Annotated in this window: 16 protein-coding genes; 8 read left to right on the top strand and 8 right to left on the bottom strand. The window is 69.9% G+C overall.

The features are described from left to right. Window positions 1-206: 206 nt before the first annotated feature. Both ABZ928_RS00760 and ABZ928_RS00755 read right to left on the bottom strand, forming a co-directional pair. Window positions 207-1136, bottom strand: a complete 930-nt coding sequence (locus ABZ928_RS00760; protein ID WP_361514232.1) for a pirin family protein — start codon at window positions 1134-1136, stop codon at window positions 207-209. A 136-nt stretch (window positions 1137-1272) separates the two neighbouring features. Then, window positions 1273-2736 carry a WGR domain-containing protein gene (locus ABZ928_RS00755; protein ID WP_361514230.1) on the bottom strand — a complete coding sequence of 488 codons (1464 nt, stop codon included), beginning with the start codon at window positions 2734-2736 and terminating at the stop codon, window positions 1273-1275. Window positions 2737-2999: 263 nt separating this feature from the next. On the opposite strand from ABZ928_RS00755, the gene ABZ928_RS00750 reads away from it, so the two are divergent. Next, window positions 3000-3929: an alpha/beta hydrolase family protein gene (locus tag ABZ928_RS00750; RefSeq protein ID WP_361514900.1), complete on the top strand. Its 930-nt coding sequence runs from the start codon at window positions 3000-3002 to the stop codon at window positions 3927-3929. 38 nt (window positions 3930-3967) lie between these two features. Here ABZ928_RS00750 and ABZ928_RS00745 read toward each other — a convergent pair whose 3' ends face one another. Further along, window positions 3968-4900 carry a LysR family transcriptional regulator gene (locus ABZ928_RS00745; protein ID WP_361514228.1) on the bottom strand — a complete coding sequence of 311 codons (933 nt, stop codon included), beginning with the start codon at window positions 4898-4900 and terminating at the stop codon, window positions 3968-3970. 88 nt (window positions 4901-4988) lie between these two features. Between ABZ928_RS00745 and ABZ928_RS00740 the strand changes: the two genes are divergently transcribed. The 5 genes from ABZ928_RS00740 (at window position 4989) to ABZ928_RS00720 (ending at window position 11085) form a co-directional block, all read left to right on the top strand. Next, on the top strand, window positions 4989-5849 hold the full coding sequence (locus tag ABZ928_RS00740; protein WP_361514227.1) for a MaoC family dehydratase N-terminal domain-containing protein: 861 nt from the start codon (window positions 4989-4991) through the stop codon (window positions 5847-5849). Beyond that, window positions 5842-7041 carry an acyl-CoA dehydrogenase family protein gene (locus ABZ928_RS00735; RefSeq protein WP_361514225.1) on the top strand — a complete coding sequence of 400 codons (1200 nt, stop codon included), beginning with the start codon at window positions 5842-5844 and terminating at the stop codon, window positions 7039-7041. The genes ABZ928_RS00740 and ABZ928_RS00735 overlap by 8 nt, the downstream gene beginning before the upstream one ends. Window positions 7042-7156: 115 nt before the next feature. Next, entirely contained in the window at window positions 7157-7687 is a 531-nt protein-coding gene (locus ABZ928_RS00730; RefSeq protein WP_361514223.1) for a SigE family RNA polymerase sigma factor, read from the top strand. Next, complete coding sequence (locus ABZ928_RS00725) at window positions 7684-8475, top strand: hypothetical protein (protein WP_361514221.1); 792 nt, start codon at window positions 7684-7686, stop codon at window positions 8473-8475. Before ABZ928_RS00730 ends, ABZ928_RS00725 begins: the two co-directional genes overlap by 4 nt. A gap of 189 nt (window positions 8476-8664) precedes the next feature. Beyond that, window positions 8665-11085, top strand: a complete 2421-nt coding sequence (locus ABZ928_RS00720; protein ID WP_361514899.1) for a non-reducing end alpha-L-arabinofuranosidase family hydrolase — start codon at window positions 8665-8667, stop codon at window positions 11083-11085. A gap of 72 nt (window positions 11086-11157) precedes the next feature. Here ABZ928_RS00720 and ABZ928_RS00715 read toward each other — a convergent pair whose 3' ends face one another. From ABZ928_RS00715 to ABZ928_RS00695, 5 genes are all read right to left on the bottom strand, one after another. Next, window positions 11158-13815, bottom strand: coding sequence for an RICIN domain-containing protein (locus ABZ928_RS00715; protein WP_361514219.1), 2658 nt, complete (start codon window positions 13813-13815; stop codon window positions 11158-11160). Window positions 13816-14050: 235 nt separating this feature from the next. Beyond that, window positions 14051-15757, bottom strand: a complete 1707-nt coding sequence (locus ABZ928_RS00710; protein ID WP_361514217.1) for an RICIN domain-containing protein — start codon at window positions 15755-15757, stop codon at window positions 14051-14053. 272 nt (window positions 15758-16029) lie between these two features. Beyond that, window positions 16030-17046, bottom strand: coding sequence for a VOC family protein (locus ABZ928_RS00705; protein ID WP_361514215.1), 1017 nt, complete (start codon window positions 17044-17046; stop codon window positions 16030-16032). Then, window positions 17043-17918 carry an alpha/beta hydrolase gene (locus ABZ928_RS00700; protein ID WP_361514213.1) on the bottom strand — a complete coding sequence of 292 codons (876 nt, stop codon included), beginning with the start codon at window positions 17916-17918 and terminating at the stop codon, window positions 17043-17045. The genes ABZ928_RS00705 and ABZ928_RS00700 overlap by 4 nt, the downstream gene beginning before the upstream one ends. Window positions 17919-17931: 13 nt before the next feature. Next, entirely contained in the window at window positions 17932-19539 is a 1608-nt protein-coding gene (locus tag ABZ928_RS00695) for a bifunctional 3-(3-hydroxy-phenyl)propionate/3-hydroxycinnamic acid hydroxylase (protein ID WP_361514211.1), read from the bottom strand. Between the two features lie 184 nt (window positions 19540-19723). Between ABZ928_RS00695 and ABZ928_RS00690 the strand changes: the two genes are divergently transcribed. Beyond that, window positions 19724-20356, top strand: a complete 633-nt coding sequence (locus ABZ928_RS00690; RefSeq protein ID WP_361514209.1) for a TetR/AcrR family transcriptional regulator — start codon at window positions 19724-19726, stop codon at window positions 20354-20356. After that, entirely contained in the window at window positions 20353-21156 is an 804-nt protein-coding gene (locus ABZ928_RS00685; protein WP_361514207.1) for a fumarylacetoacetate hydrolase family protein, read from the top strand. Before ABZ928_RS00690 ends, ABZ928_RS00685 begins: the two co-directional genes overlap by 4 nt. Window positions 21157-21164: the final 8 nt, after the last annotated feature.

Genomic DNA, 21164 nt, shown 5'->3' with positions numbered 1-21164 from the left:
TGCGGGTCCTGTGGCAGCGGGTTCCGGCTGGGGGTACCTCCCAGGTCCCTGAGGCACTGGGGGAGGAACGGCCAAGGCTGCGTCGATGGAGCTCTCGCCGCGGGCGCGCCGGTGGATCCGGCCGGGCCCCGAGTGGTGCAAGTGTGAACGGTAAGGCTTACCTAACCTGTATGCAAGGTGCATGGTGCACATACGTCAGGGCGTTCTCAACGATCGTAAGCCAGACGCGCCTGTCGCGGCACCGGGCCGAAGGCACCGGCCTGGAAGTCGGCGAACGCCTTGCCGATCTCCCCCTCCGTGTTCATCACGAACGGACCGCCCAGCGCCACGGGCTCACGCAGCGGGGTGCCGCTGTAGACCATGACCCGGGCGGGCTCCTCGGGGTCGACGGCCGCCAGCTGAAGCGAGGTCGCGGCCGTGCGTCCGGTGACGGGGTCCGGGAGACCGGAAGCCGGGTCCGGGAGGCCGGTGACCGGGTCCGACCAGCCGGTCTGCCCCGCGCGCAGCTCCTGGCCGCCTATCAGCAGGCGTCCGGTCATGACGTAGGCGAAGAGTCGGTGCTCCGCCGGGACTTCGAGCTCATAGGAGGCCTCGGGGTCGAGGGTGGCGATCACGCCCTGGACCGGGTGATGGGTCTCGGCGGCGCCCTCCACCCCGCCGACGGTGCCGGCGTGGACGTCGATCGTCACACCGGGGGCGCGCAGACGGGGCATGCCGGCGTTGGTCAGGTCCTGGTAGCGCGAGGCCGTCAGCTTCTTCCGGGCCGGCAGGTTGAGCCACATCTGGAGCACATGCGCGTGTTCGTCGCGGTAGGCGAGCTCGCGGTGGATGATGCCCCGGCCCGCCGTCATCCACTGCACCTCCCCGGGCTCCAGGGCACCCGCGTGGCCGAGGTTGTCGCCGTGCTCCAGCACCCCGTCGATCACGGTGGTGACGGTCTCCAGGCCACGGTGGGGGTGCCATTCGAAGCCCGGCGTGGAGAACCAGTCCTCGACCAGCACGAGGAACGGGTCCGTCAGCGCCGGGTCGCTGGGGACGAAGACGAGGGCCTTGTCGTCGACCTGGGCGTCGGGGCCCAGCCGCTGCTTGTCGGCGATCCGGGTCAGGGTCCGCTGACCGGTCAACGGTGCGTTCATGACGGCTCCTCGATCGAGGGATCTCAGGCGACGCGCGACAAGTACATCGTCGCGCAGGACGGGCGGCCTGTCGTACCCGACGACGACAAAGCCGCGCGCCGCCGCCCGTCACACCGAGCGCATGCTCTCCCACCGGTCACACCAGGCGCCTGATCTCCCCCCGCACCCGGTAGAACCCCCCGGAGGAGGCATGCAGCGCGTCCACCACGTACCGCACGCCCGGCTGCCGTATCGCACGCGGGAACTGCACGTTCCAGCTCGGCTCATAACCCTCGGAGACCACGTGCACCCGCACTCGGCCGCCCCGCTCGACGCACTCCACGACGACTCCGCTCCCCGCGGGGACGGCGGTGACCGTGGCGACCGAGGCGGCGGCCGTCAGCGGTGCGTACGTCGGCAGGGCCGCCGCCAGCTTGATGTCCGCGGCGACCGGGACGGTGCCCGACTGGGCGGCGTTGATCGCGGCCTCGCTCGCGTCGATGCAGGCGAGCGAGCCGTCCGTGGAGACGATGTACAGCCTCTCGTCGTGGTACTGCATGGACAGCGCCGAGCCGCCTCCCGTGCCGAGCTTCCACAGCCGGGTGCCGTCGGCCGTGAAGCAGTACACGGAGGAAGAGGAGTCCCCCGCGAAGACGTACCGCCCGCCCGGGGACGTGGCGCACGAGTACACCGCGGCGTCGCACACGTAGGAGGCCTCGATCCGCCCGTCGGACTTGGCGAGCCGCTGGACGACCCGGCGTCCCGTGCCGGCGTAGACCGCGTTCTCCTCCTGCCAGCCGAAGAGCACATTGCCGCTGGTCGCGGTGTGCCAGAGCTGGCCGGCGCCGTCCGCCGCGTAGGCCGTCACGCCCTGGCTGTGCCCGTGGTAGACGGCGCGGTCGTCGGCCCGCACCATCCATCCCTGCTCCCCGTAGGAGTTGCGCGACCACTGGAGCTCGTCCTCGTGGTCGATGACCGTCAGACCGCCGTTGCGGTCGGAGACGTTGAGCACGCCCGCGTGGATGTCCAGCCAGAAGATGTCCACCTCGGCGGCGATCTCGTACGCGGCGAACGGCATCTTCGCCGACAGGTCGTACACCCGGCCGTCGTCACAGCCCGCGTAGATCCAGAAGTCGTCCGCGACCAGGCACTTCACTCCGTCGGGCAGGGAGTAGTGCGCCAGCACCTCCCCGTCGTGGCCCAGGTTGTAGACATCGCCGTTCTGGTTGCCGACCCAGCAGCGGTCCTCGTCGACATGGATCCCGAAGGCCGAGGCGCCCGTGCGGAAGCGCCACAGCACGGGGGCGGTCGCCCGTGCCGTGGACGGGGCGGAGGTGACCTGACGCCGGGTCACGGGGCGGGCGGCGCGCTGCCCTTGGACGGCGGGCGCGTACCCCTTCCGTACCTTCTCGGCTATCTTCTTCGCCGCCGCGGCCTGGGCCTTCTCGACGGTCGGGAAGGTGGAGGTCTGGCGCTGCCCGTCCACGCCGATCCGTCCGTACCGCACGGAGACGGTGGTCCCGTCGACCGTCACCTCGTAGAACTTGTGGGCACCGCCGCTCTCCTGGGACAGCTCCAGATACGTCGTGTTCCCCGACTGTCGTGTCTGCGCAGCGGACACAGCACACCCCTCCCCAAAGGCCCGTTCGGCCGGAACTGACGCGGCCGATCTCCGTGATTCCAAGTTAGTGGTCACCACTGACAACGCCGTGTCTCAGCTGTCTGGCGTAGTGACCTGAACACGATCAATCCGTACGCTCCCGGAGATACCGGCCCGAACCGGTAGTTGTGTTCAGCGGTCGATCGATTCGCCGAGAGTGGAGGCCCTCCGTGCGCCGTGGCCCTGCCCGCCTGTTGCTCTGGACCGTCCTGGTCACCCTGGTCATGGCGGTGCTGCCGGGCACCGCGACCGCGACCGCGGCCGTCGACCGAGCGGGCGCCGGCGCCCGCGTGGTCGCCGAGGAGAAGGCCGGGCCCCGCCTGGTCGATCTGACCGTCGAGTCACCCGCCCTGGGCCGTACCGCCAAAGTACGGCTGCTCACCCCCGACGGCTGGAACGAGCAGCGGAAGGGCCGGAGCTGGCCGGTCCTGTTCCTCCTCCACGGCTGCTGCGACACCTACGACAGCTGGACCCGCCAGACCGACGTCGCGAGCCTGCCGCAGCTGCGCCACACGCTCGTCGTGATGCCCGAGGCCGGCGAGTACGGCTGGTACAGCGACTGGTGGAACAACGGCAAGGGCGGCACCCCGGCCTGGGAGACCTTCCACCTCCGCGAACTCCTCCCACTCCTCGGACAGGGCTACGGAGCCGGCCACCGCCGGGTCGTCGCCGGGCTCTCCATGGGCGGCCTCGGCTCCCTCCTCTACGCCGCCCACCACCCCGGCATGTTCCGCGCGGCGGCGAGCTACAGCGGTGTCGTGCACCCCCTGTACGGCGACTTCCCGTACGGCCTGATGGACCTGCTGAAGGACTACGGCGCGGATCCGCTCGGCCTGTGGGGCGACCCGGTGGCCCAGCGCGCCGTCTGGGAGGCGCACGACCCCTACTACCTCGCGAAGCGGCTGCGCTCGACCCCCGTCTTCCTGTCGAGCGGCGACGGCACCGCCGGCCCCTTCGACCCGCCCGGCGCCACCGACGACCTGGAGGCTGTACTGAACGAGATGAACCACGCCGTCGCCGCCCGCCTGAAGGCCGCCGGAGTACACCTCACCACCGACTTCTACGGCCCCGGCACCCACGACTGGCCGTACTGGGAACGCGAGTTGCACCGCTCCCTGCCCCTCCTGCTGGACGCGCTGCGACCGGGTCACTGAACCCGCCGGGAACTCCTCCGCGCCGCCGAAGCCACGGATCAGCCGTCGATGAGCCGCGCCGCCGGCCACCGGCCCTCCCGCACCGCCTCCCGGATGATCCGCACCAGCTCCGCGGCGACCGCCTCGACGGCGGGCGGTGTGCGGCCCGTGCGGGACAGGCCGAGGGCGACGGTCCGGCGGATCTCCGGGTTACGGAGCGGGGCGGCGCTCAGTGTGCCGGCGGTGACGTCCGCGGCGACGCCGGGCGCGGGGAGGACGGTCCAGCCGCACCCCGCCCTGACCAGCAGTTTCTGTAGGTCCATGGAGTTGGCCTCGACGGTCACCCGCGGCTTCACCCGGGCCTCCAGGCGGGCCTGGTCGATCAGGATCCGCAGCCCGTGGCCGGGCACGGGCATCACGAACGGCTGCCGCAGCGCCTCGGCGACATCCACGGGCCGGTCGGGACGGAGTCCCGCCTCGGGCGGCGCGACCGCCCACAGCTGATCACGCAGCAGGGGTACGACGTGCACGGCCGGCGTGCTCTCCAGGTCGTAGACGAGGGACAGGTCCAGGTCGCCCGCGTCGAGCCACTGCTGGAGGTGTCCGGAGTACGCCGTGGACATGCGCAGGTCGACCCCCGGGTACTTCTCGGCGACCGCCTCGACCAGCGGCTGCGCGAGCAGGTCCAGCGCCGCGCCCAGGATGCCGACGTGGACGATGCCGGTGACGTGGCCGTGGGCCGGACGGATCTCCGCCCGCGCCCGTTCGATCTCCACGAGCACCCGCCGGGCGCGCTCGACGAGGGCCGCGCCCGCGTCGGTCGGCACCATGCCCTGGCGTGTGCGCTCGAAGAGGGGCACGCCCAGTTCCTCTTCCAGGCCGATGATCTGGCGCGTCACCGCGGACTGCACCAGGTGCAGCAGCTGGGCCGCCTTGGTGACGCTGCCGGTCTCCGCCACGGTCACGACCGCGGTGAGCTGCTTGATGTCCATAGGGTTCCCTCGCGGTATTCCGCCCCGTCATCGAGCCATGAAAACCAGTCATTCGACAGCATGCAAAATGCGCGCTCATCATGAGGTCATGGACGACTGGCAGGACTGGATCGGCGGCGGCCGCACCACCACGGCCTTCCTGGACCCCGAGCAGGCGAACCGCATGGCCGTCACCCTCGACCGCGACCCGGACTTCAAGGCCGGGGACACCCTCCCGCCCGCCTGGCACTGGCTCTACTTCCACGATCTCGTACGCGCCACGAGCCTCGGCACCGACGGCCACCCCGCACTCGGCGTCACCATGCCACCGGTACCGCTCCCCCGCAGAATGTGGGCCGGCGGCGAACTCACCTTCCACGCCCCCCTCCCCCTGGGAACCACGGCGACCCGCACCACGACCATCCGCTCCGTCACCGAGAAGCAGGGACGCACAGGACGGCTCTACTTCGTCACCGTCGACCACGACATCCAAGTGGCCGGAGCGACAGCGGTGTCGGAGACCCAGACCATCGTCTACCGCGAACTGCCCATGGGCCCCGCCGTGATCGACGGCCAACCAGCGCCCACCGACGCGGAGTTCAGCCGCACCTGGCACCTCGACAGCACCGCCCTGTTCCGGTACTCGGCGCTCACCTTCAACGGCCACCGCATCCACTACGACGCCGACTACTGCCGTACGGTCGAGGGTTACCCCGACCTCGTCATCCACGGCCCGCTGCTGGCAACGCTGTTGCTGGACCTGGCCGCCGAACAGGCCCTCCCGCTCGGCTCGTTCAGCTCGGTCAGCTCGTTCCGCTACAAGGCGCGCTCCCCGCTCTTCCTGCCCGACGCCTTCACCGTCAACGGCCGCCGCGACGGCCGCCGGACCACCCTCTGGGCCGCCTCGCCGGACCGCCGGCCGGCGATGGAAGCGGAAGCCCTCGACCGAAAGAGCACCCCTGATGCCTGAATCCCTGATGCCTGACTCGTCGCTGCCCGGCCGGTCCTGGTCCCTGTCCGAGGACGAAACGGCGATCGTCGAGCTCGTACGGCACTGGGTGGACCAGGAGGTCAGACCGGTGGTGCGGGAACTGGAGCACGCCAACACCTACCCCGGTCAACTCATCGACCAGATGAAGAAGATGGGCGTGTACGGCCTCGCTGTCCCCGAGCCCTGGGGCGAGGCGGCCGTCAGCACCCCCTGCTACGCCGCCGTCACCGCCGAGCTCGCCCGCGGCTGGATGAGCCTGGCGGGTGCCATGGGCGGTCACACCGTGGTCGCCAAACTCCTCCTGGAACACGGCACCCAGGAGCAGAAGGACCGCTATCTGCCCCGGATGGCCACGGGCGAACTCCGCGCCACGATGGCCCTGACCGAACCCGGCGGCGGCTCGGACCTCCAGGCCCTGCGCACCACCGCCCGCCCCGAGGGCGACACCTACGTCGTCAACGGCTCCAAGACGTGGATCTCCAACGCCCGCCACTCCGGCCTGGTCGCCCTGCTGTGCCGCACCGACCCGGCCGCCGAACCCGCCCACCGGGGCATCAGCATCCTGCTCGTCGAGAAGGGACCCGGCTTTACGGTCTCCCGCGACCTGCCCAAGCTCGGCTACAAGGGCGTAGAGGCCTGCGAGTTGGCCTTCGACGACTTCCGCGTCCCCCGGAACTCCCTGCTGGGCACGGCGGAAGGCCGAGGCTTCGCGCAGATGATGCGCGGCCTGGAGGTCGGCCGCATCCAGGTCGCCTCCCGCGCCCTCGGCGTCGGCCGGGCCGCCCTCGACGACGCCCTGCGCTACGCCCAGGAGCGCCACACCTTCGGCAAGCCCATCTGGCAGCACCAGTCCATCGGGAACTACCTGGCCGACATGGCCACCGAACTGGAAGCGGCCCGCCAGCTCGTCCTGCACGCCGCCCGCACCTACGACTCCGGCCGCCGCGCCGACATGGAAGCCGGCATGGCCAAGCTCTTCGCCTCCGAGACCGCCATGAAGATCGCCCTCAACGCCGTCCGCATCCACGGCGGTTACGGCTACTCCACCGAGTTCGACGTCGAACGCTACTTCCGCGACGCCCCGTTGATGATCGTCGGCGAGGGCACCAACGAGATCCTGCGTGGCGTCATCGCCCGCCAGCTCGTCGATCGCGCCAGGAAGACTCCCTGACCTCTCTCCGCCGCACCCGAAGACCCAGCGGCCTCAGGGCGCTGTTAGGCTGCGGCCCCTGTTGTTGAACGCGCAACCAATGCGCACTTCATGGCTTGGAGAGGGCGACCGGGGGATGGTCCTCGAAGACGCGTCCGCGGAGTTCCACGAATTCTTCGAACGCCACTATGCCGAGCTCGCTCGTCTGGCACACCTCCTGACCGGCGAGACCGATGCGGCGGACGACCTCGCGGCGGATGCCCTGCTCGCCCTGTGGCAGCGCTGGGACCGGTTGCGGCAGGCCGACCACCCGCTCGCCTACGCCCGGGGTGTGGTGGCCAACCTGGCGCGCGGACGGATCCGCAACGCGGTGCGGGAGCGACGCCGGATCACGCAGTTCTGGTCCCGCGACCCCGAGACGGTGGAGGGGCCGGACATGGCGGCCGTACTCGACGTCCGCGCCGCGCTCGCCCGGCTGCCCTTCCGCAAGCGCGCCTGCGTGGTGCTGCGGCACGCCTTCGACCTGTCGGAGAAGGACACGGCGGCGGCACTGGGCATATCGGTCGGAACCGTGAAGAGCCAGACCTCGAAGGGAATGGCTGAGCTGGAAAGGATCCTTGGCGCAAGCGCGGTCGGGAACCTGGTGTCAGGGAGGAGGAACCGGTGAACGAGGACATCGACCGTCGGCTGCGCGAGGCCGCCGAGGCTCACCGGCCCGACCGTGCGCGGATGCTGGCCCGGATGGAACGCGGCATGGCCGGCCCCGCCGTCCGTCACCGCGCGCGACCGTTCGCGAGGTCCGGGACCAGGGTCGCCCTCGCCGGGCTCGCCGCCACCGGCATCCTGGCGACCGGCGGCCTCGCCGTCGCCGCCATCGTGGCCACCTCGTCGCCATCGCCGTCGCCCTCCGTGACCACGCCCGCCACCCCGTCCCCGACCGTCGGCTCCCCGCAGCCGGCATCGGCCCGCCCCACCCCTGTCGCACCGGCCCCGGTCACCACCCCGGGCAGCGCGCGCCCGACTCCGTCGGCCACCAGCCCCTCGCCGGCCGCCGACGAGAGCCGGAACGGGCCGCTGTGGTCGGCCGGCTCGCTGGATCCGAAGAGCACCGTCTACTGGACGCAGAGCAACCTCGTCCTCAAGACGACCCAGCCGCTCACCTCGCTCACGGTCGAGATCCGGATCGTCCAGACCGGCGGGGCGAAGAACACCGGCACCTGGCAGACCCTGCCGGGCGGTGACTTCACCGTCACCGTCCAGGAGACCGGCGGCACGCTGGTCTACCGCTGGGTCCTCAAGCCGGGCCTGACCGTGCCGGCCGGGAGCCATGAGTTCGCCGCCCAGTTCAACAACGGCACCGGCGCCCGCAGTGCCACGGGCGACGGCTACCGCGTCGACGCGCGGAGTTCGGGCGGCGCCGCATCGGTCCGGGGAGGATTCGCCGCGACCCGGTGAACGCGGCGTACGTCGGAAGTCCTTCGCCTGGCGACGGCCGTGAAAATTCCACTCTTTATCACGGCAACCTTTGTGTGCGTGGCGGCAACTGACAGGTACCGGGGCCCGATCAAGGCCCGCTGTGCCGTGAAGGACATACCGTTGTCAGATCAGAACCACCCTCATCGCCGCCGTCCGGCGACCCGCCGCGTGATCGCCGCCGCCGTGGTTCTCGCCGCCGCGGGTGCCGCCGTACCGCTGGTCGCCCTGGCCGCACTCTCGCCGGAGACCGCCGCACCGGCCACGGCCGCCGACGCGGCGGCCGGCAGCAGCCGTTACTTCGGCACGGCAGTGGCCGCGAGCAGGCTCGGCGACTCCACGTACTCCGCGATCCTCGACCGGGAATTCAAGATGATCACCCCGGAGAACGAGATGAAGTGGGACGCCATCGAGCCCTCCCGCGGGTCGTTCACCTTCGCCGCCGCCGACTCGATCGTCAGCCACGCCTCCGCGCACGGCCAGCGCCTGCGCGGCCACACCCTGGTCTGGCACTCCCAACTGCCCGGCTGGGTCAAGTCCATCACCGACGCGGGCACCCTGCGCACGGTGATGAAGAACCACATCACCCAGGAGATGACCCACTACAAGGGCAAGATCTACGCCTGGGACGTGGTCAACGAGGCCTTCGCCGACGGCGGCAGCGGCCAGCACCGCAGCTCGGTCTTCCAGGACGTGCTCGGCAACGGCTTCATCGAGGAGGCCTTCCGCACCGCCCGGGACGCCGACCCCGCCGCCAAGCTCTGCTACAACGACTACAACATCGAGAACTGGTCCGACGCCAAGACCCAGGGCGTCTACAAGATGGTCAAGGACTTCAAGGCGCGCGGTGTGCCCATCGACTGCGTCGGCCTCCAGAGCCACTTTGCCAGCAGCGGCCCGCCGGCGAGCTTCCAGACCACCCTGTCCAACTTCGCCGCGCTCGGTGTGGACGTCCAGATCACCGAGCTCGACATCGCCCAGGCGTCCGCCACCGCGTACACCAACGCCGTCCAGGCGTGCATGAACGTCGCTCGCTGCACGGGCATCACGGTGTGGGGCATCCGCGACAGCGACTCCTGGCGCACCGGTGAGAACGCCCTGCTGTTCGACGCGAGCGGCAACAAGAAGCCCGCCTACAACGCCGTACTCACCGCCCTGGGCGGCACCGGCAGCACGGGCGGCGGAGGCAGCACCGGCGGCGGCACACAGGCCGGGGATATTACCTCCGGCACCGTCTACACGCTCTCCAACGCGGCTGCCGGACGCGTGCTCGACGAGCCCGCGGGACAGAACGCCAACGGCACCCCGCTCCAGGTGTGGGACGCCGGCGGCGCCTCCAACCAGCAGTGGAAGGCCACCAAGAACGGCGACGGCTCCTACACCCTGACCAACATCGCCAGCGGCCGGGTGCTGGACGAGCCGGCAGGCCAGACCGCCAACGGGACGAAGTTGACGGTCTGGGACGCCAACGGCGGCGCCCACCAGCACTGGAAGGCCGGCCGGAACAGCGACGGCTCCTACACGCTCACCAACGTCGCCAGCGGCCGGGCGCTGGAGATCCCCGGCGGCAAGACCGCCAACGGCACTCCCGTCCAGATCTGGGACACCAACGGCGGCCGCGCCAACCAGCGCTGGGCCTTCCAGCCGACCGCCGCGCCGAAGAGCGAGACGTGTGCTCTTCCGTCGACGTACCGGTGGACCTCGACGGGCGCGCTGGCGCAGCCCGCGAACGGGTGGGCCTCACTGAAGGACTTCACCACCGCGACCTACAACGGCAAGCACCTGGTCTACGGGACGAACTACTCGGGATCCGCCTACGGTTCGATGGCGTTCAGCCCCCTCACGAACTGGTCGGACATGACGTCCGCCCGCCAGACCGGCATGAGCCAGAAGGCGGTGGCGCCCACGCTGTTCTACTTCGCGCCCAAGAAGATCTGGGTGCTGGCGTCCCAGTGGAGCGGCGGCTGGGCCTTCAACTACCGCACCTCCAGCGACCCCACCGACCCGGGCAGCTGGTCCGCGCCGCAGCAGCTGTTCACCGGCAGCATCCCCAGCGGCGAATCCGGCACCGGCCCGATCGACCAGACCCTGATCGCCGACGACAAGAACATGTACCTGTTCTTCGCCGGTGACAACGGCAAGATCTACAAGTCGACCATGCCGATCGGCAACTTCCCGGGCAGCTTCGGCTCCTCGTACACGACCGTCATGAGCGACACGACGAAGAACCTGTTCGAGGCACCGCAGGTCTACAAGGTCAAGGACCAGAACCAGTACCTCATGATCGTCGAGGCTCGGGGTGCGAGCGAGCAGCGCTACTTCCGCTCCTTCACCGCCACCAGCCTGAACGGTCCGTGGACCCCGCAGGCGGCCACCGAGTCCAACCCGTTCGCGGGCAAGGCCAACAGCGGCGCCACCTGGACCAACGACATCAGCCACGGTGACCTGGTCCGCAGCAACCCCGACCAGACCATGACCATCGACCCCTGCAACCTCCAGTTCCTCTACCAGGGCAAGTCCCCCGACACCCCGCCGAACACCTCGTACGACAACCTGCCGTACCGGCCCGGCATCCTCACCCTGAAGCGCTGACCCGCCCTTCGTCCACGGCAAACGGGGCCGCAGGCGCTTCGCCTGCGGCCCCGTTGCGGGTGGGTGTCCGGGTCAGGACGACGGGTCGCCGTACTGGAGGCCGCGGCCGTTGGTGCCGATGTAGACGCGTCCGTACGTGTCGGGGTCGCCGGTGATGACGCCGAGGCTGCCGATGGCGCCCCACTGGTGGGCGTCGTCGTTGACGCGGGTCCAGGTGGCGCCCTGGTCGGTGGAGCGGAAGACTCCGGTGACGTTCTTGACCGTGCCGATCAGATACAGGGCCTGGTAGCCGGTGCCCGGCTTGGCCTTGCCGAAGCCGAGGGCGGCGGCGGACTGCACCGTGCTGAGCGTGGTGAAGCTGCGGCCGCCGTCGGTGGAGTGCAGCAGTCCCTTGTCACCGCCGGCGATCCACATGTCTCCGGCGATGCCGGGAACGGCCACGAGTCGGCCGGAGGGCAGGCCCGTGGCGCGGGCGGTGAAGGTCGCGCCGCCGTCGGTGCTGGCGAAGAGCTTGCCGTCGGACAGGGAGTAGAAGGTCTTGGCCGAGGAGCGGTCGGCGACGACCACGGCGTCGGTGCCCAGGCCGCTGACCTTCGACCAGTGCGCGCCCTTGTCGGTCGAGCGGTAGGGGGCCTGGCCGGCTTCGGCCCAGACGATGGTGGAGCCGTCCGCGGCGAGGGCGACATGGCCCATGTTCGCGCTGGGGACCGGTTCGGCGGCGAAGCCGTTCCAGGTGCTGCCGCCGTCGGTGGAGTAGGCGCCGTCCTGCGCGCCGCCGGTCCCGACACGGACCATCACCGAGGGGTCGGACTGGGCGAAGTCGATGTCGGTGCTGCTGCTCATCAGCGGGTTCTCCATCCGTCCGCCGGGCACCTCGGTCAGGGAGTCGTGGCGGAAGCCGCCCTGGTCGCCCATGGAGGTGATGACGGTGGCGCCGCCGGGCGGGGCGATCGCGTCCGCCAGCGAGGTCTCCTCAAGGCCGCGGGCCCCGGAGGCGGCCCAGTGGCTGGTGCCACCGCTGTCGGAGGCGCCCGCGTCCTTGCTGCGCCAGATGCCGTTGCCGGTGCCGTACAGCGCGTGCCCGGAGTCGAACGGATCGATGGCCAGCGCGGTCATCCAGTGCCCGGTGTGGGTGCCGACGTACGGAGCGCCGGAGGCGTCCCGCTGCGACTTGTCGGCCAGCGCCTTCCAGGTCGCACCGCCGTCGGTGGTGCGGTAGATCTCGTCCTCGGGCCACCAGCGGTCGAGGGTGGTGACCATCACCGTGGAGGGCTTCTGCGGGTCGACGGCCAGACCGGAGAACCCGTAACTGCCGCTGGACGGCGAGACGTTCTTCCACGCGCCGCCCGACGGCGTGTACTTCCACACCGAGCCCGCCGTCGCGTCCATGGGGCCGATGCTGTTGCTGTAGGTCAGGTACAGCGAGCCGTCACCGGAGACCACACCGTGCTGCGGCATCTGGCCGGTGGGCTGCCCGGAAACCGCCTGCCAGCTGCTGCCGCCGTCGGTCGAACGGTACAGAGACGTGGACTTGTCGTTGACGCCGACGTACACCGTGTTGCTGCCGGCCTTGCCGTACGTCACGAAGGAGATGCCCGCGCCGCTGCTCGCCCCGTCCTTGACGGGGAACGAGGAGACCTGACGCCATGTCACGCCGTAGTCGGTGCTGCGCCACAGGCCGTTCTTGCGAGTGCCCAGCAGCAGGGTGGAGTGGTCCGCGGGGTCGATCACGAGCCGCTCGCCCGCCCCGCGGCCCGGTTCGTTGCCGCCCAGCTTGAACGGCAGATCGGTCCGCTGGAAGGTACGGCCCCGGTCGGTGGACCGCAGGATCGCGCCGTTGCCGGCCCAGTCGTTGGTGTAGGTGCCCGTGCCGAGGTAGAGCCGGTTGGGGTCGACGGGGTCGGTGGCCAGCGAGTCGATGCCCAGCAGGTTCCAGTCCTTCTCACCGAGGAAGTCGGTCAGCGGGATCCACTGCTCGGCCGCGCTGTCCCAGCGGTAGGCGCCGCCCATGTCGGTACGCGCGTACAGCAGACCCTTCTCCTTCGGGTTGAACACCAACCCGGTGACATAACCCCCGCCCGCCACCTGGGCGTTCTTCCACACGTACGGTCCTGCCGCAGCCGTCGTCTGTGCCTCGCCGGCCCCGGAGGTCTGGGCCTCGGCCGTCTTCACCAGCTTCCACTGCTGGTTGGTGCTGCCATGGCCCGGATACTGGATGACGGCCGCGCCCTGGGCCGTGGAACCCCCGGAGACATCCAGGACCTGGCCGCTCCTGCGGGAGGTGAGGGTGACGGCGTCGGAACCGCTCACCTCGTCGATCCGCCACTCCTGGGACGTGGCCGTGCTGTCGGTCTGCTGCTCGGCGGCGGCCCCCTGATCGCTGGAGTCGCCCGCAATGCCCAGCACCTTGCCGCTGTTGCGGTTCACCAGCTCGTAGTAGCCGTCCCCGGCGGCCTTCAGCTTCCACTGCTGGTTGGCGGTGTTCTGGTCGGTCCACTGCTGGATACGGGTGCCGTCGGCGGTGGAGTACGCGTTGACGTCCAGCACCTTGCCGCTGCGCACCGAGACCAGCCGGTAGTAGGCGTTGGAGTCGACCGTCGCGGCCTGCGAGTCCTCCTGTGCGTAGAGGAGGTACGGCACGAGAACGGCGGGCACGCCGAGCATCAGACCGGTCGCGGTCCAGCGGCGGCGGTGACGCCCGCGGCGCCCGCCGTTCGTGGGGTTGTTCATGGGGGAGCTGTTCTCCTTGGACGCTGTTCATCGGAGGAAATCCGGATGCCGGCCACCGGAACTGGCCAGATCTGCTTCCTAGTTGTCACAGCCCACTCAAAGGGTTGCCTTGAGCCGCAAGATATTTTCAAGGCGTCACGGCCCGACGAAGACGACGAAAGGCGCCCCCATCGAAGCGATGGCGGCGCCTTTCGTGTGGAGTGCTGTACAGCTGCTTAAGTGGAGTGCTGTACCGCTACTTAAGCGGTGTACCACCCGAGTTGTGATAGGCGATCGTCCTGTTGAACAGGTTTCCGCCGTCGGTCTCGGGCGTCGTCTGCTCCGTCCACCCCGCACCGAACAGCAGGCCGGCGATGTGCGCGTCCGCCACCTGGTCCATGTGCGAGAAGAACCAGTCCACCTTGTCGTCCTTGAAGTGGCCGGAAGTATTGTTCCCCGCCATGTTGCCCACGGGGATCTGCCACAGGACGACCGGCTTGCCCACGGACTCGGCCATCGTCTTCCAGAACTTCAGCGAGGCGGCGGCCTTCTGGTCGTTCCAGAACTTGTCGAGGCTGCCGTGGGCCGGCTGTGCGTACCAGCCCGCGTCGCGGTCCGACACATCGGTGGCCAGGAAGTCGGCGTTCTTCGCCCCGAGGTCCGCGTAGTCCTTGACGCACTTCTGGACGTCGGTCTCCCAGTCGAAGCAGGAGAGGTGCAGCCCCACGGCGGTGTTCGGCGCGTACTTGTGCGCCATCGAGATCAGGCACTGGGCGAGTCCGGAGGCGCTGTTCTCCTGCGATCCGCAGTCCGTCGGATTCGAGGCCTTCACTTGCGAGGGAACCTGGTGCAGGTTACCGAGCGTCCGGGCGAAGCCCCAGAAGTCGGGCTCCAGGTCGATCGCGTCGTGCGACGTGCCGATCTTCTGGAGGAAGAACCGGTAGTCGTTCAGGTACTTGGTGAGCAGGTCCGTCCGGTTGATGGCCTTGACCTCGCCCGGGCCGTCGCCCTCGCCCGCCGCGTCCCCGAGGTCCCGCAGGGAGTACCAGGTCCACAGATACTTCTGCGGTCGCGACTTGCCCTGGTAGGTCGCCTTGGCCGCCTCGGCGTCCTGCCAGGTCACCTGGTTGCCGGGCGCCGTGCTGGTGCCGCCCCAGCAGCCCCACCAACTCGACCACTCAGCCTTGCACTTCGCCGCCGTATAGGCCTCCGACGAGGGCGCGGGCTGGCTGTGTATGTAGGCGTAGCGCACGTCGAACGGCGCGGCGTTGAACGAGGCCTCGGACATCGAGCCGCCGATGAGCACCTTGTCACTGCCCATGAAACTCTTCGTCGACGTGCCGTTGGTGGCGGCCGGAGACGTCGACGGCGACGTCGGGGCGCTGCTCGGAGCCTGGCTCGCCGGAGCGCCGGCGCCGGCCGTGGGCGTGCTGCCGGAGCCCCCCGGGTTCCCGGTGTTGCCGACGCTGCCGGCCTCGACGAGCTTCCACTGCTGGTTGGCGGCGGCCCGGTCGCGATTCTGGACGATCTTGCGCCCGTTGGCCTTGGCGGCGCCCTTGACGCCGACAGCCATGCCGCTGAAGCGATTGACCAGACGCACGTGGCCGTTCGACGACTTGGCCAGCTTGAACTGCTGGTTGGCGGCGTTCAGGTCGCTCCACTGCACGAGGGCGGAGCCGGCGGTCTTCGACCAGCCGAGGTCGTCCAGCACCTTGCCGGAGCTCCGGTTCTGCAGCCGGTAGTAACCGTCACCCGAGTCGACGAACCGCCACTGCTGGTTGGCCCCGCCGTTACGGCTCCACTGCACCATCGCCGCGCCGTCGTTCTTGGCGGAGCCGTGGTCGTCCAGCACCTTGCCGCTGTTGCGGTTGACCAGGACGTACCACTTCTTCAGATCCGGGGTCTTCTTCTGATCCGCCGAAGCCTGGCTGACCACGACAGCCGAGCCGGCCACGACGACCATGGCGAGACCTCCCCAGAGCCCCCGACGCGCCAGCAACCGACGGCCACGATGCTTCGGGCGACCGCCTCCGGCGTGGGACGCCACCGATGACTCTGGTGATCTGGGCACATGTCTGGGCTCTCGCTCATCAGGTACGTCTGTGCTCTCTTTCAACCGTCGCTCTGACCGGACCACATGGCCGGACAACACTGAGTGGTCCGAGAGAGCGAAAAGGTTGCCGCGAAGACCCACATATTCGTAAAAGGCGGCCGCCAACTGCCAGCGGCGCACCCTTAATGCACCCCTGCCGCGCCGCTCAGCGCGGGCACCGTGTTCTCGGAGCGGGCCAGGGAGCGGGCGCCGACGCGGAACTGGTGGAGCTTGTCCACGATGGTCTGGCCGACGGGGAGATGCCCCCAGACGCTGATGCCCTGGTGGGTGGTGGGTTCCCAGGTGTTCTCGTCGATGACGATCGGGTTCCAGCCCACTTCCCACTCGAAGCCCGACGGGGTGCGGGCGTAGTACGAGAGTTCGCGGTCGTTGGTGTGCTGGCCGACGGACAGGGCCATGTCGAAGCCGAGTTCGTGCACGCGCTGGTAGCTCTGGGCGACGTCGTCGAGGCTCGCGGCCTGGATGTTGAGGTGCTGCACGCGGGTGCGGATCGGGTCGATGGGCAGGCCGCGGGTGGTGGCGACGGCGACGGAGTGGTGGCGTTCGTTGACGCGCAGGAAGCGGATCTTGAGTTTGACGCCGCTGATGGTCTCGTCGATGTAGTCGGTCAGGCGAGCATCGAAGACCGTGTTGAAGTAACCGCGGATCTGCGTGGGCTTCGTCGAGGTCAGCGCGATGTGTCCCATGCCCGAGTCCCCGGTCACGAACCCGGAGGCAAGCATGCGCAGCGGCTCGGCCGACGTCACCGGGGTGGTGTAGATCTCCTGGGTGATGCCCTTGGGACCGGGGAAGCGCAGCAGGCGTTCGACGCCCCGCAGCGCGGCCTCCTCATCCGTACCGACGGTGAGGGGCACGCCGTGGGCGCGGACGCGGGCCTCGATCTGCTCGAAGGCGGTGTGGTCGTCGATGTGCCAGCCGGTGGCGACGACGTCCTCGGCGGGGCCGCGCCGCAGCAGGAAACGGCACTCCTGGTCGTCCAGGCGAAAGCGCATCAGGTCGTGGGAGAGGGCGTCGTGGTGCATGCCGATGGCGTCCGTGCCGAACCGGCGCCAGTCGGTGAAGCGGTTGGTCTCGATGACGATGTAGCCGAGGTGGACGGCTCCGAAGACGGAGGCGCCGGTGGACGCTCCGGTGCTCATCGGCGGCCTGCCAGGAAGTCGCCGCACAGCCTGTTGAACAGCTCGGCGCGCTCGAACTGGACCCAGTGCCCGGTGTTGGCGACCGTATACAGGTCGCAGTTGGGCATGCGCTCGGCCAGCATCCGGCCCCCGGACGGCCGGTTGACCTTGTCCTTCGCTCCCCACAGCACCAGCGTGGGCACGGGCAGCCGGGACAGCCGGGGATCGCGGGTGAAGTCCATCTTCCACACGGTCCGCAGGGCGTTGGGGCCCGAAGGCCGTCGCAGCGGCGGCGCGGCGATCACCTCGGGGTCGATGCTGGCCCGGTAGCGCTCGTCGATCGCGGCTTCCGGGACGTCGGCGGCGTTGAAGACGAGATAGTTGCGGATGAACTTCTCCAGCTTCGCCCGCGAAGGCCCGTCACCGGTGTAGTAGTTCAGCAGGTTGTTGAGGCCGGGGGTGGGCAGGGCCCGAGTGGTGCCGATGCCGCCGGGGCCCATGAGGACCATGCGCTCGACCCGGTCGGGGGTGTCCAGGGCCAGGCGCAGGGCGCAGGCGCCGCCGTAGGAATTGCCGACCAAGTGGGCTTTCTCCAGGCCGAGTTCGTCGAGCAGTCCACGGATGCCGTCGGCCAGGTACCCGAAGGGGTCGGTGCCGTCGACGCCCTTGGTACTGCGTCCGTAGCCGGGCAGGTCGGGCACGATGACCCGGTACTCCTTGGCCAACTCCGCGATGTTGCGGGCGTAGTTGGAGACGCCGGAGGCTCCTGGGCCACCGCCGTGCAGCAGCAGGACGGGCGGGCCGTCTCCGGTCTCCGCGGCGAAGATCTTCCGCCCGCCGATGTCGTACGTCGTCTCCTGCATCGTCGGCAGGCCGGTCGGGGTGGTCGTCATGATGCCGGTGTCCTCACTGGGCGGCGGAGGCGGTCGGGCGGGAGGTCGTGGACGGGGTGAAACCGCGGGGTGGGGGTGGGAGCGGGGTGCCTTCGGGAGCCGCTGCGTAGACGTAGGCGTCGGGGCGCAGGGCGAGCGTGGCGGCGCCGTGCCTGGTCATCCAGGGCAGCAGGACGCCGTCGCTGTCGACGAGCGTGCCCTCGGCCGGCCGGGAGCCGACGGGCGTGACGGTCAGGGAAGGGACTCCCGGCAGGTCCCAGGCCGGCTGGGACGAGGCCGTACCGGCGTGCAGGAGGAGCCATCGGCCGCCGAGTGCGTCGTCGAGGCGGACGCGGGTGCCGTCGGGGCCGGTGACCCAGGGCTGGGGGACCTGGTGGCCGGTCGCCCTGGTGCGCGGGCGGGCCTGAAGGCCGGCGTCGTACTGTGCGACGGGGATCCAGTTCGAGTCCTGCATCCAGTCGCCGAAGCCCGGTATGCGGTCCAGGGCGCGCAGGGCGCCGTTGCGGACGCGCGAGATCGGCAGGCGGCGTTCGGTGATGATCCGGCCGACGAACACCGCCCGCTTGGTGACCTCCTTGACGTGCGGCTTGCGCTCGGCCTCATAGCTGTCGAGCACCGCCTCGGGCAGTTCGCCGCGCAGGACGGCGTCGAGTTTCCAGCACAGGTTGGCCACGTCGCGCACGCCGGCGGCCATGCCCTGGCCGATCCACGGGGGCATGGCGTGGGCGGCGTCGCCGGCGAGGAAGACCCGCCCCATGCGGAAGCGGCCGGCGAAGCGGACATGGTGGCTGTAGACGGTGGCGCGCAGGATCTCGACGCTGTCGCGGGAGATGCCGTACCGGGCGACCAGCCGGTACACGGCCTCGTCGGTAGTCAGCTGCTTCTCGTCGTCGCCGGGCAGGATCGGGAACTCCCACCGGTGGTGGCCGAGCGGGGTCGGACAGTCCACGGCGGGACGGGCCGGGTCGCAGTGGAAGCGCAGCTTGTCGTGGTCCGGCCAGGGCTTGAGCATCTTGGTGTCGATGACCACCCAGCGGTCCTCGTACGTCCTGCCCTCGTAGCCGATGTTGAGCTGGGCGCGGGTGAGGCTGGAGCCGCCGTCGGCCGCGATCACATAGGAAGCACGCAGACGGTGAACGGAGTCGTCGGCCGTGCCGACCACCGTCAGTTCCACCTCGTCCGCGTTCTGGCGCACGCGCAGGCACTCGTGGCGCAGCAGCACCCGCACATGGGGGTACCGGTCGACGCCGTCGCGCAGGACCTGCTCCAGAGCGGGCTGGTAGATGAACAGCTGCGGCGGATGGCCGTGGCCGCGCGGGGTGGGGCGGGCGCTGAGGAACGGGCGGCCCTTCGCGTCGACGAAGTCGACGGGCCGTTCGGTCAGCATGTCCTGCTTGAGCCGCTCGGCCAGACCGATCCGCTGCCAGATGCGGATGACCTCCTCGTCGGTGGAGATGGCTCTGGCGCGGCTGAAGATCTCCGCGTCGCTCTCCAGGACGACGACGCGCAGGCCCATGGCCCCCAGCAGATTCGCGGCAGTCACGCCCGTGGGCCCGTAACCGATCACCGCCACGTCGTAGTCGTTGTTCTGAGTCTCTGTTCCGGCCCTGATCTCACTCACACCAGGCCACCTCACTGTCGTCCATCGTGCACGGCTCAGACCGCAGTGCGCGGCTCGCACTGCACGGCTCTTGCTGTAACGCTTATTCCAATTGGAACGGCTGCTACGGTAGGCTCGTCGTCGGAGACGGTCAAGAGCCGGCGTGAACGGCACGGCGCGAACGGCACAAGGAGGGGCACCTGCCATGACGAGGCCGCAGACGACCCGCAAGAAGCGCGCGAACGGGGTGGAGTCGCGGCAGCGCATCCTCGACGCCACCGTGGAGATCGCGGGCGAGCGGGGCTACGAGGGCACGTCGATCGCGGCGGTCAGCGCCAAGTGCGGACTGCCCGCCAGCTCGATCTACTGGCACTTCAAGGACAAGGACGACCTGATCGCCGCGGTGATCGAACGCAGCTTCGACACCTGGCTGGCCGCGGTCACGCTTCCGGACGAGGAGACGGGTACGCCGCTGGAGCGGATCACCGTCATGGCGGGCAACGTGGCGAAGTCACTGATCGATGCCCCCGACTTCCTCCGTCTGGGTCTGATGCTCGCCCTGGAACGACGTCCCACCGAGCCCCGCGGCCGGACCGTGTTCCTCCAGGTCCGCGCCATCGCGCACGCGAAGGTCGCCGAGGTGACCCAGACGCTGTTCCCCGGCCTCGACGAAGACGCCGTCCACACACTGGCGACCTACGCCGTCGCGGGCGCCGACGGACTGTTCGTCCACCGGGAGATCAACGGCGACGCCGTCGACCTCGTGGCGCTGCTCGAACTGCACGCCCAGCTGGTCTACGACGCGGCGACGCGCATGGCGGCCAGGAGCAAGGCGTGACCCCGCCAGGCAAGACCCCGCCAGGCACGCCACGCACGGAAGCCGCCCGGCTGCTGCGCGAGGCCGAACGCCAGACGACACCGATCGAACCGCTCTCCACGACGCTGCCCGGCCTCGATCTCGCCGACGCCTACGCCGTCCAGCAGGACAACATCACCCGCCGACTGGCCACCGGGGCGACGGTGATCGGCCACAAGGTCGGCCTGACCTCCGCCGCGATGCAGCAGCTCTTCGGCGTGCACGAGCCGGACTTCGGGCACCTGCTCGACGACATGGTCCACCGCGACGGCGGCACCGTACGCGCCGCCCGCTACTGCGCCCCACGCGTCGAACCCGAGATCTGCTTCCGCCTCGCCCGGCCGCTGCACGGCCCCGGCGTGACCACCGAGGACGTACTGGCCGCCACCGAGGCGGTCGCTCCCGCACTGGAGATCGTCGACAGCCGCATCCGCGACTGGCGGATCACCCTGGTCGACACCGTCGCGGACAACGCCAGCTCCGCGGGACTGGTCTGCGGCTCCTGGACACCGATGGAGTACGCGCCCGACCTCGCGGCGGTCACCGTCGACCTGTATGTGAACGGGGACCACATGGTGTCCGGCAGCGGCAAGGAGGTCCTGGGCCACCCGGCCGCCGCGGTCGCCTGGCTGGCCAACACCCTCGCCGCCTTCGGTACCGGACTGGACGCCGGACACGTGATCCTGCCCGGCGCCATGACCACCGCTCCCTTCGTCGGCGCCGGACAGAAGACGGAGGCCCGTTTCGGAGCCCTCGGCTCGGTCTCGGTGTCCTTCGTCTGACCGACCGT

Origin of the sequence: Streptomyces sp. NPDC046909, assembly GCF_040644695.1 — a bacterium.
Classification (GTDB): domain Bacteria; phylum Actinomycetota; class Actinomycetes; order Streptomycetales; family Streptomycetaceae; genus Streptomyces.
The sequence above is the reverse complement of the archived record's forward strand: the minus strand, read 5'-3'. Positions and strand labels throughout refer to the sequence as shown.

Coding starts and splice junctions, on each gene's coding strand:
- ABZ928_RS00750 (WP_361514900.1), top strand. CDS start 3,000: ATGGCGGTGCTGCCGGGCACCGCGACCGCGACCGCGGCCGTCGACCGA.
- ABZ928_RS00760 (WP_361514232.1), bottom strand. CDS start 1,136: ATGAACGCACCGTTGACCGGTCAGCGGACCCTGACCCGGATCGCCGAC.
- ABZ928_RS00715 (WP_361514219.1), bottom strand. CDS start 13,815: ATGAACAACCCCACGAACGGCGGGCGCCGCGGGCGTCACCGCCGCCGC.
- ABZ928_RS00745 (WP_361514228.1), bottom strand. CDS start 4,900: ATGGACATCAAGCAGCTCACCGCGGTCGTGACCGTGGCGGAGACCGGC.
- ABZ928_RS00735 (WP_361514225.1), top strand. CDS start 5,842: ATGCCTGAATCCCTGATGCCTGACTCGTCGCTGCCCGGCCGGTCCTGG.
- ABZ928_RS00740 (WP_361514227.1), top strand. CDS start 4,989: ATGGACGACTGGCAGGACTGGATCGGCGGCGGCCGCACCACCACGGCC.
- ABZ928_RS00710 (WP_361514217.1), bottom strand. CDS start 15,757: ATGGTCGTCGTGGCCGGCTCGGCTGTCGTGGTCAGCCAGGCTTCGGCG.
- ABZ928_RS00705 (WP_361514215.1), bottom strand. CDS start 17,046: ATGAGCACCGGAGCGTCCACCGGCGCCTCCGTCTTCGGAGCCGTCCAC.
- ABZ928_RS00730 (WP_361514223.1), top strand. CDS start 7,157: ATGGTCCTCGAAGACGCGTCCGCGGAGTTCCACGAATTCTTCGAACGC.
- ABZ928_RS00690 (WP_361514209.1), top strand. CDS start 19,724: ATGACGAGGCCGCAGACGACCCGCAAGAAGCGCGCGAACGGGGTGGAG.
- ABZ928_RS00700 (WP_361514213.1), bottom strand. CDS start 17,918: ATGACGACCACCCCGACCGGCCTGCCGACGATGCAGGAGACGACGTAC.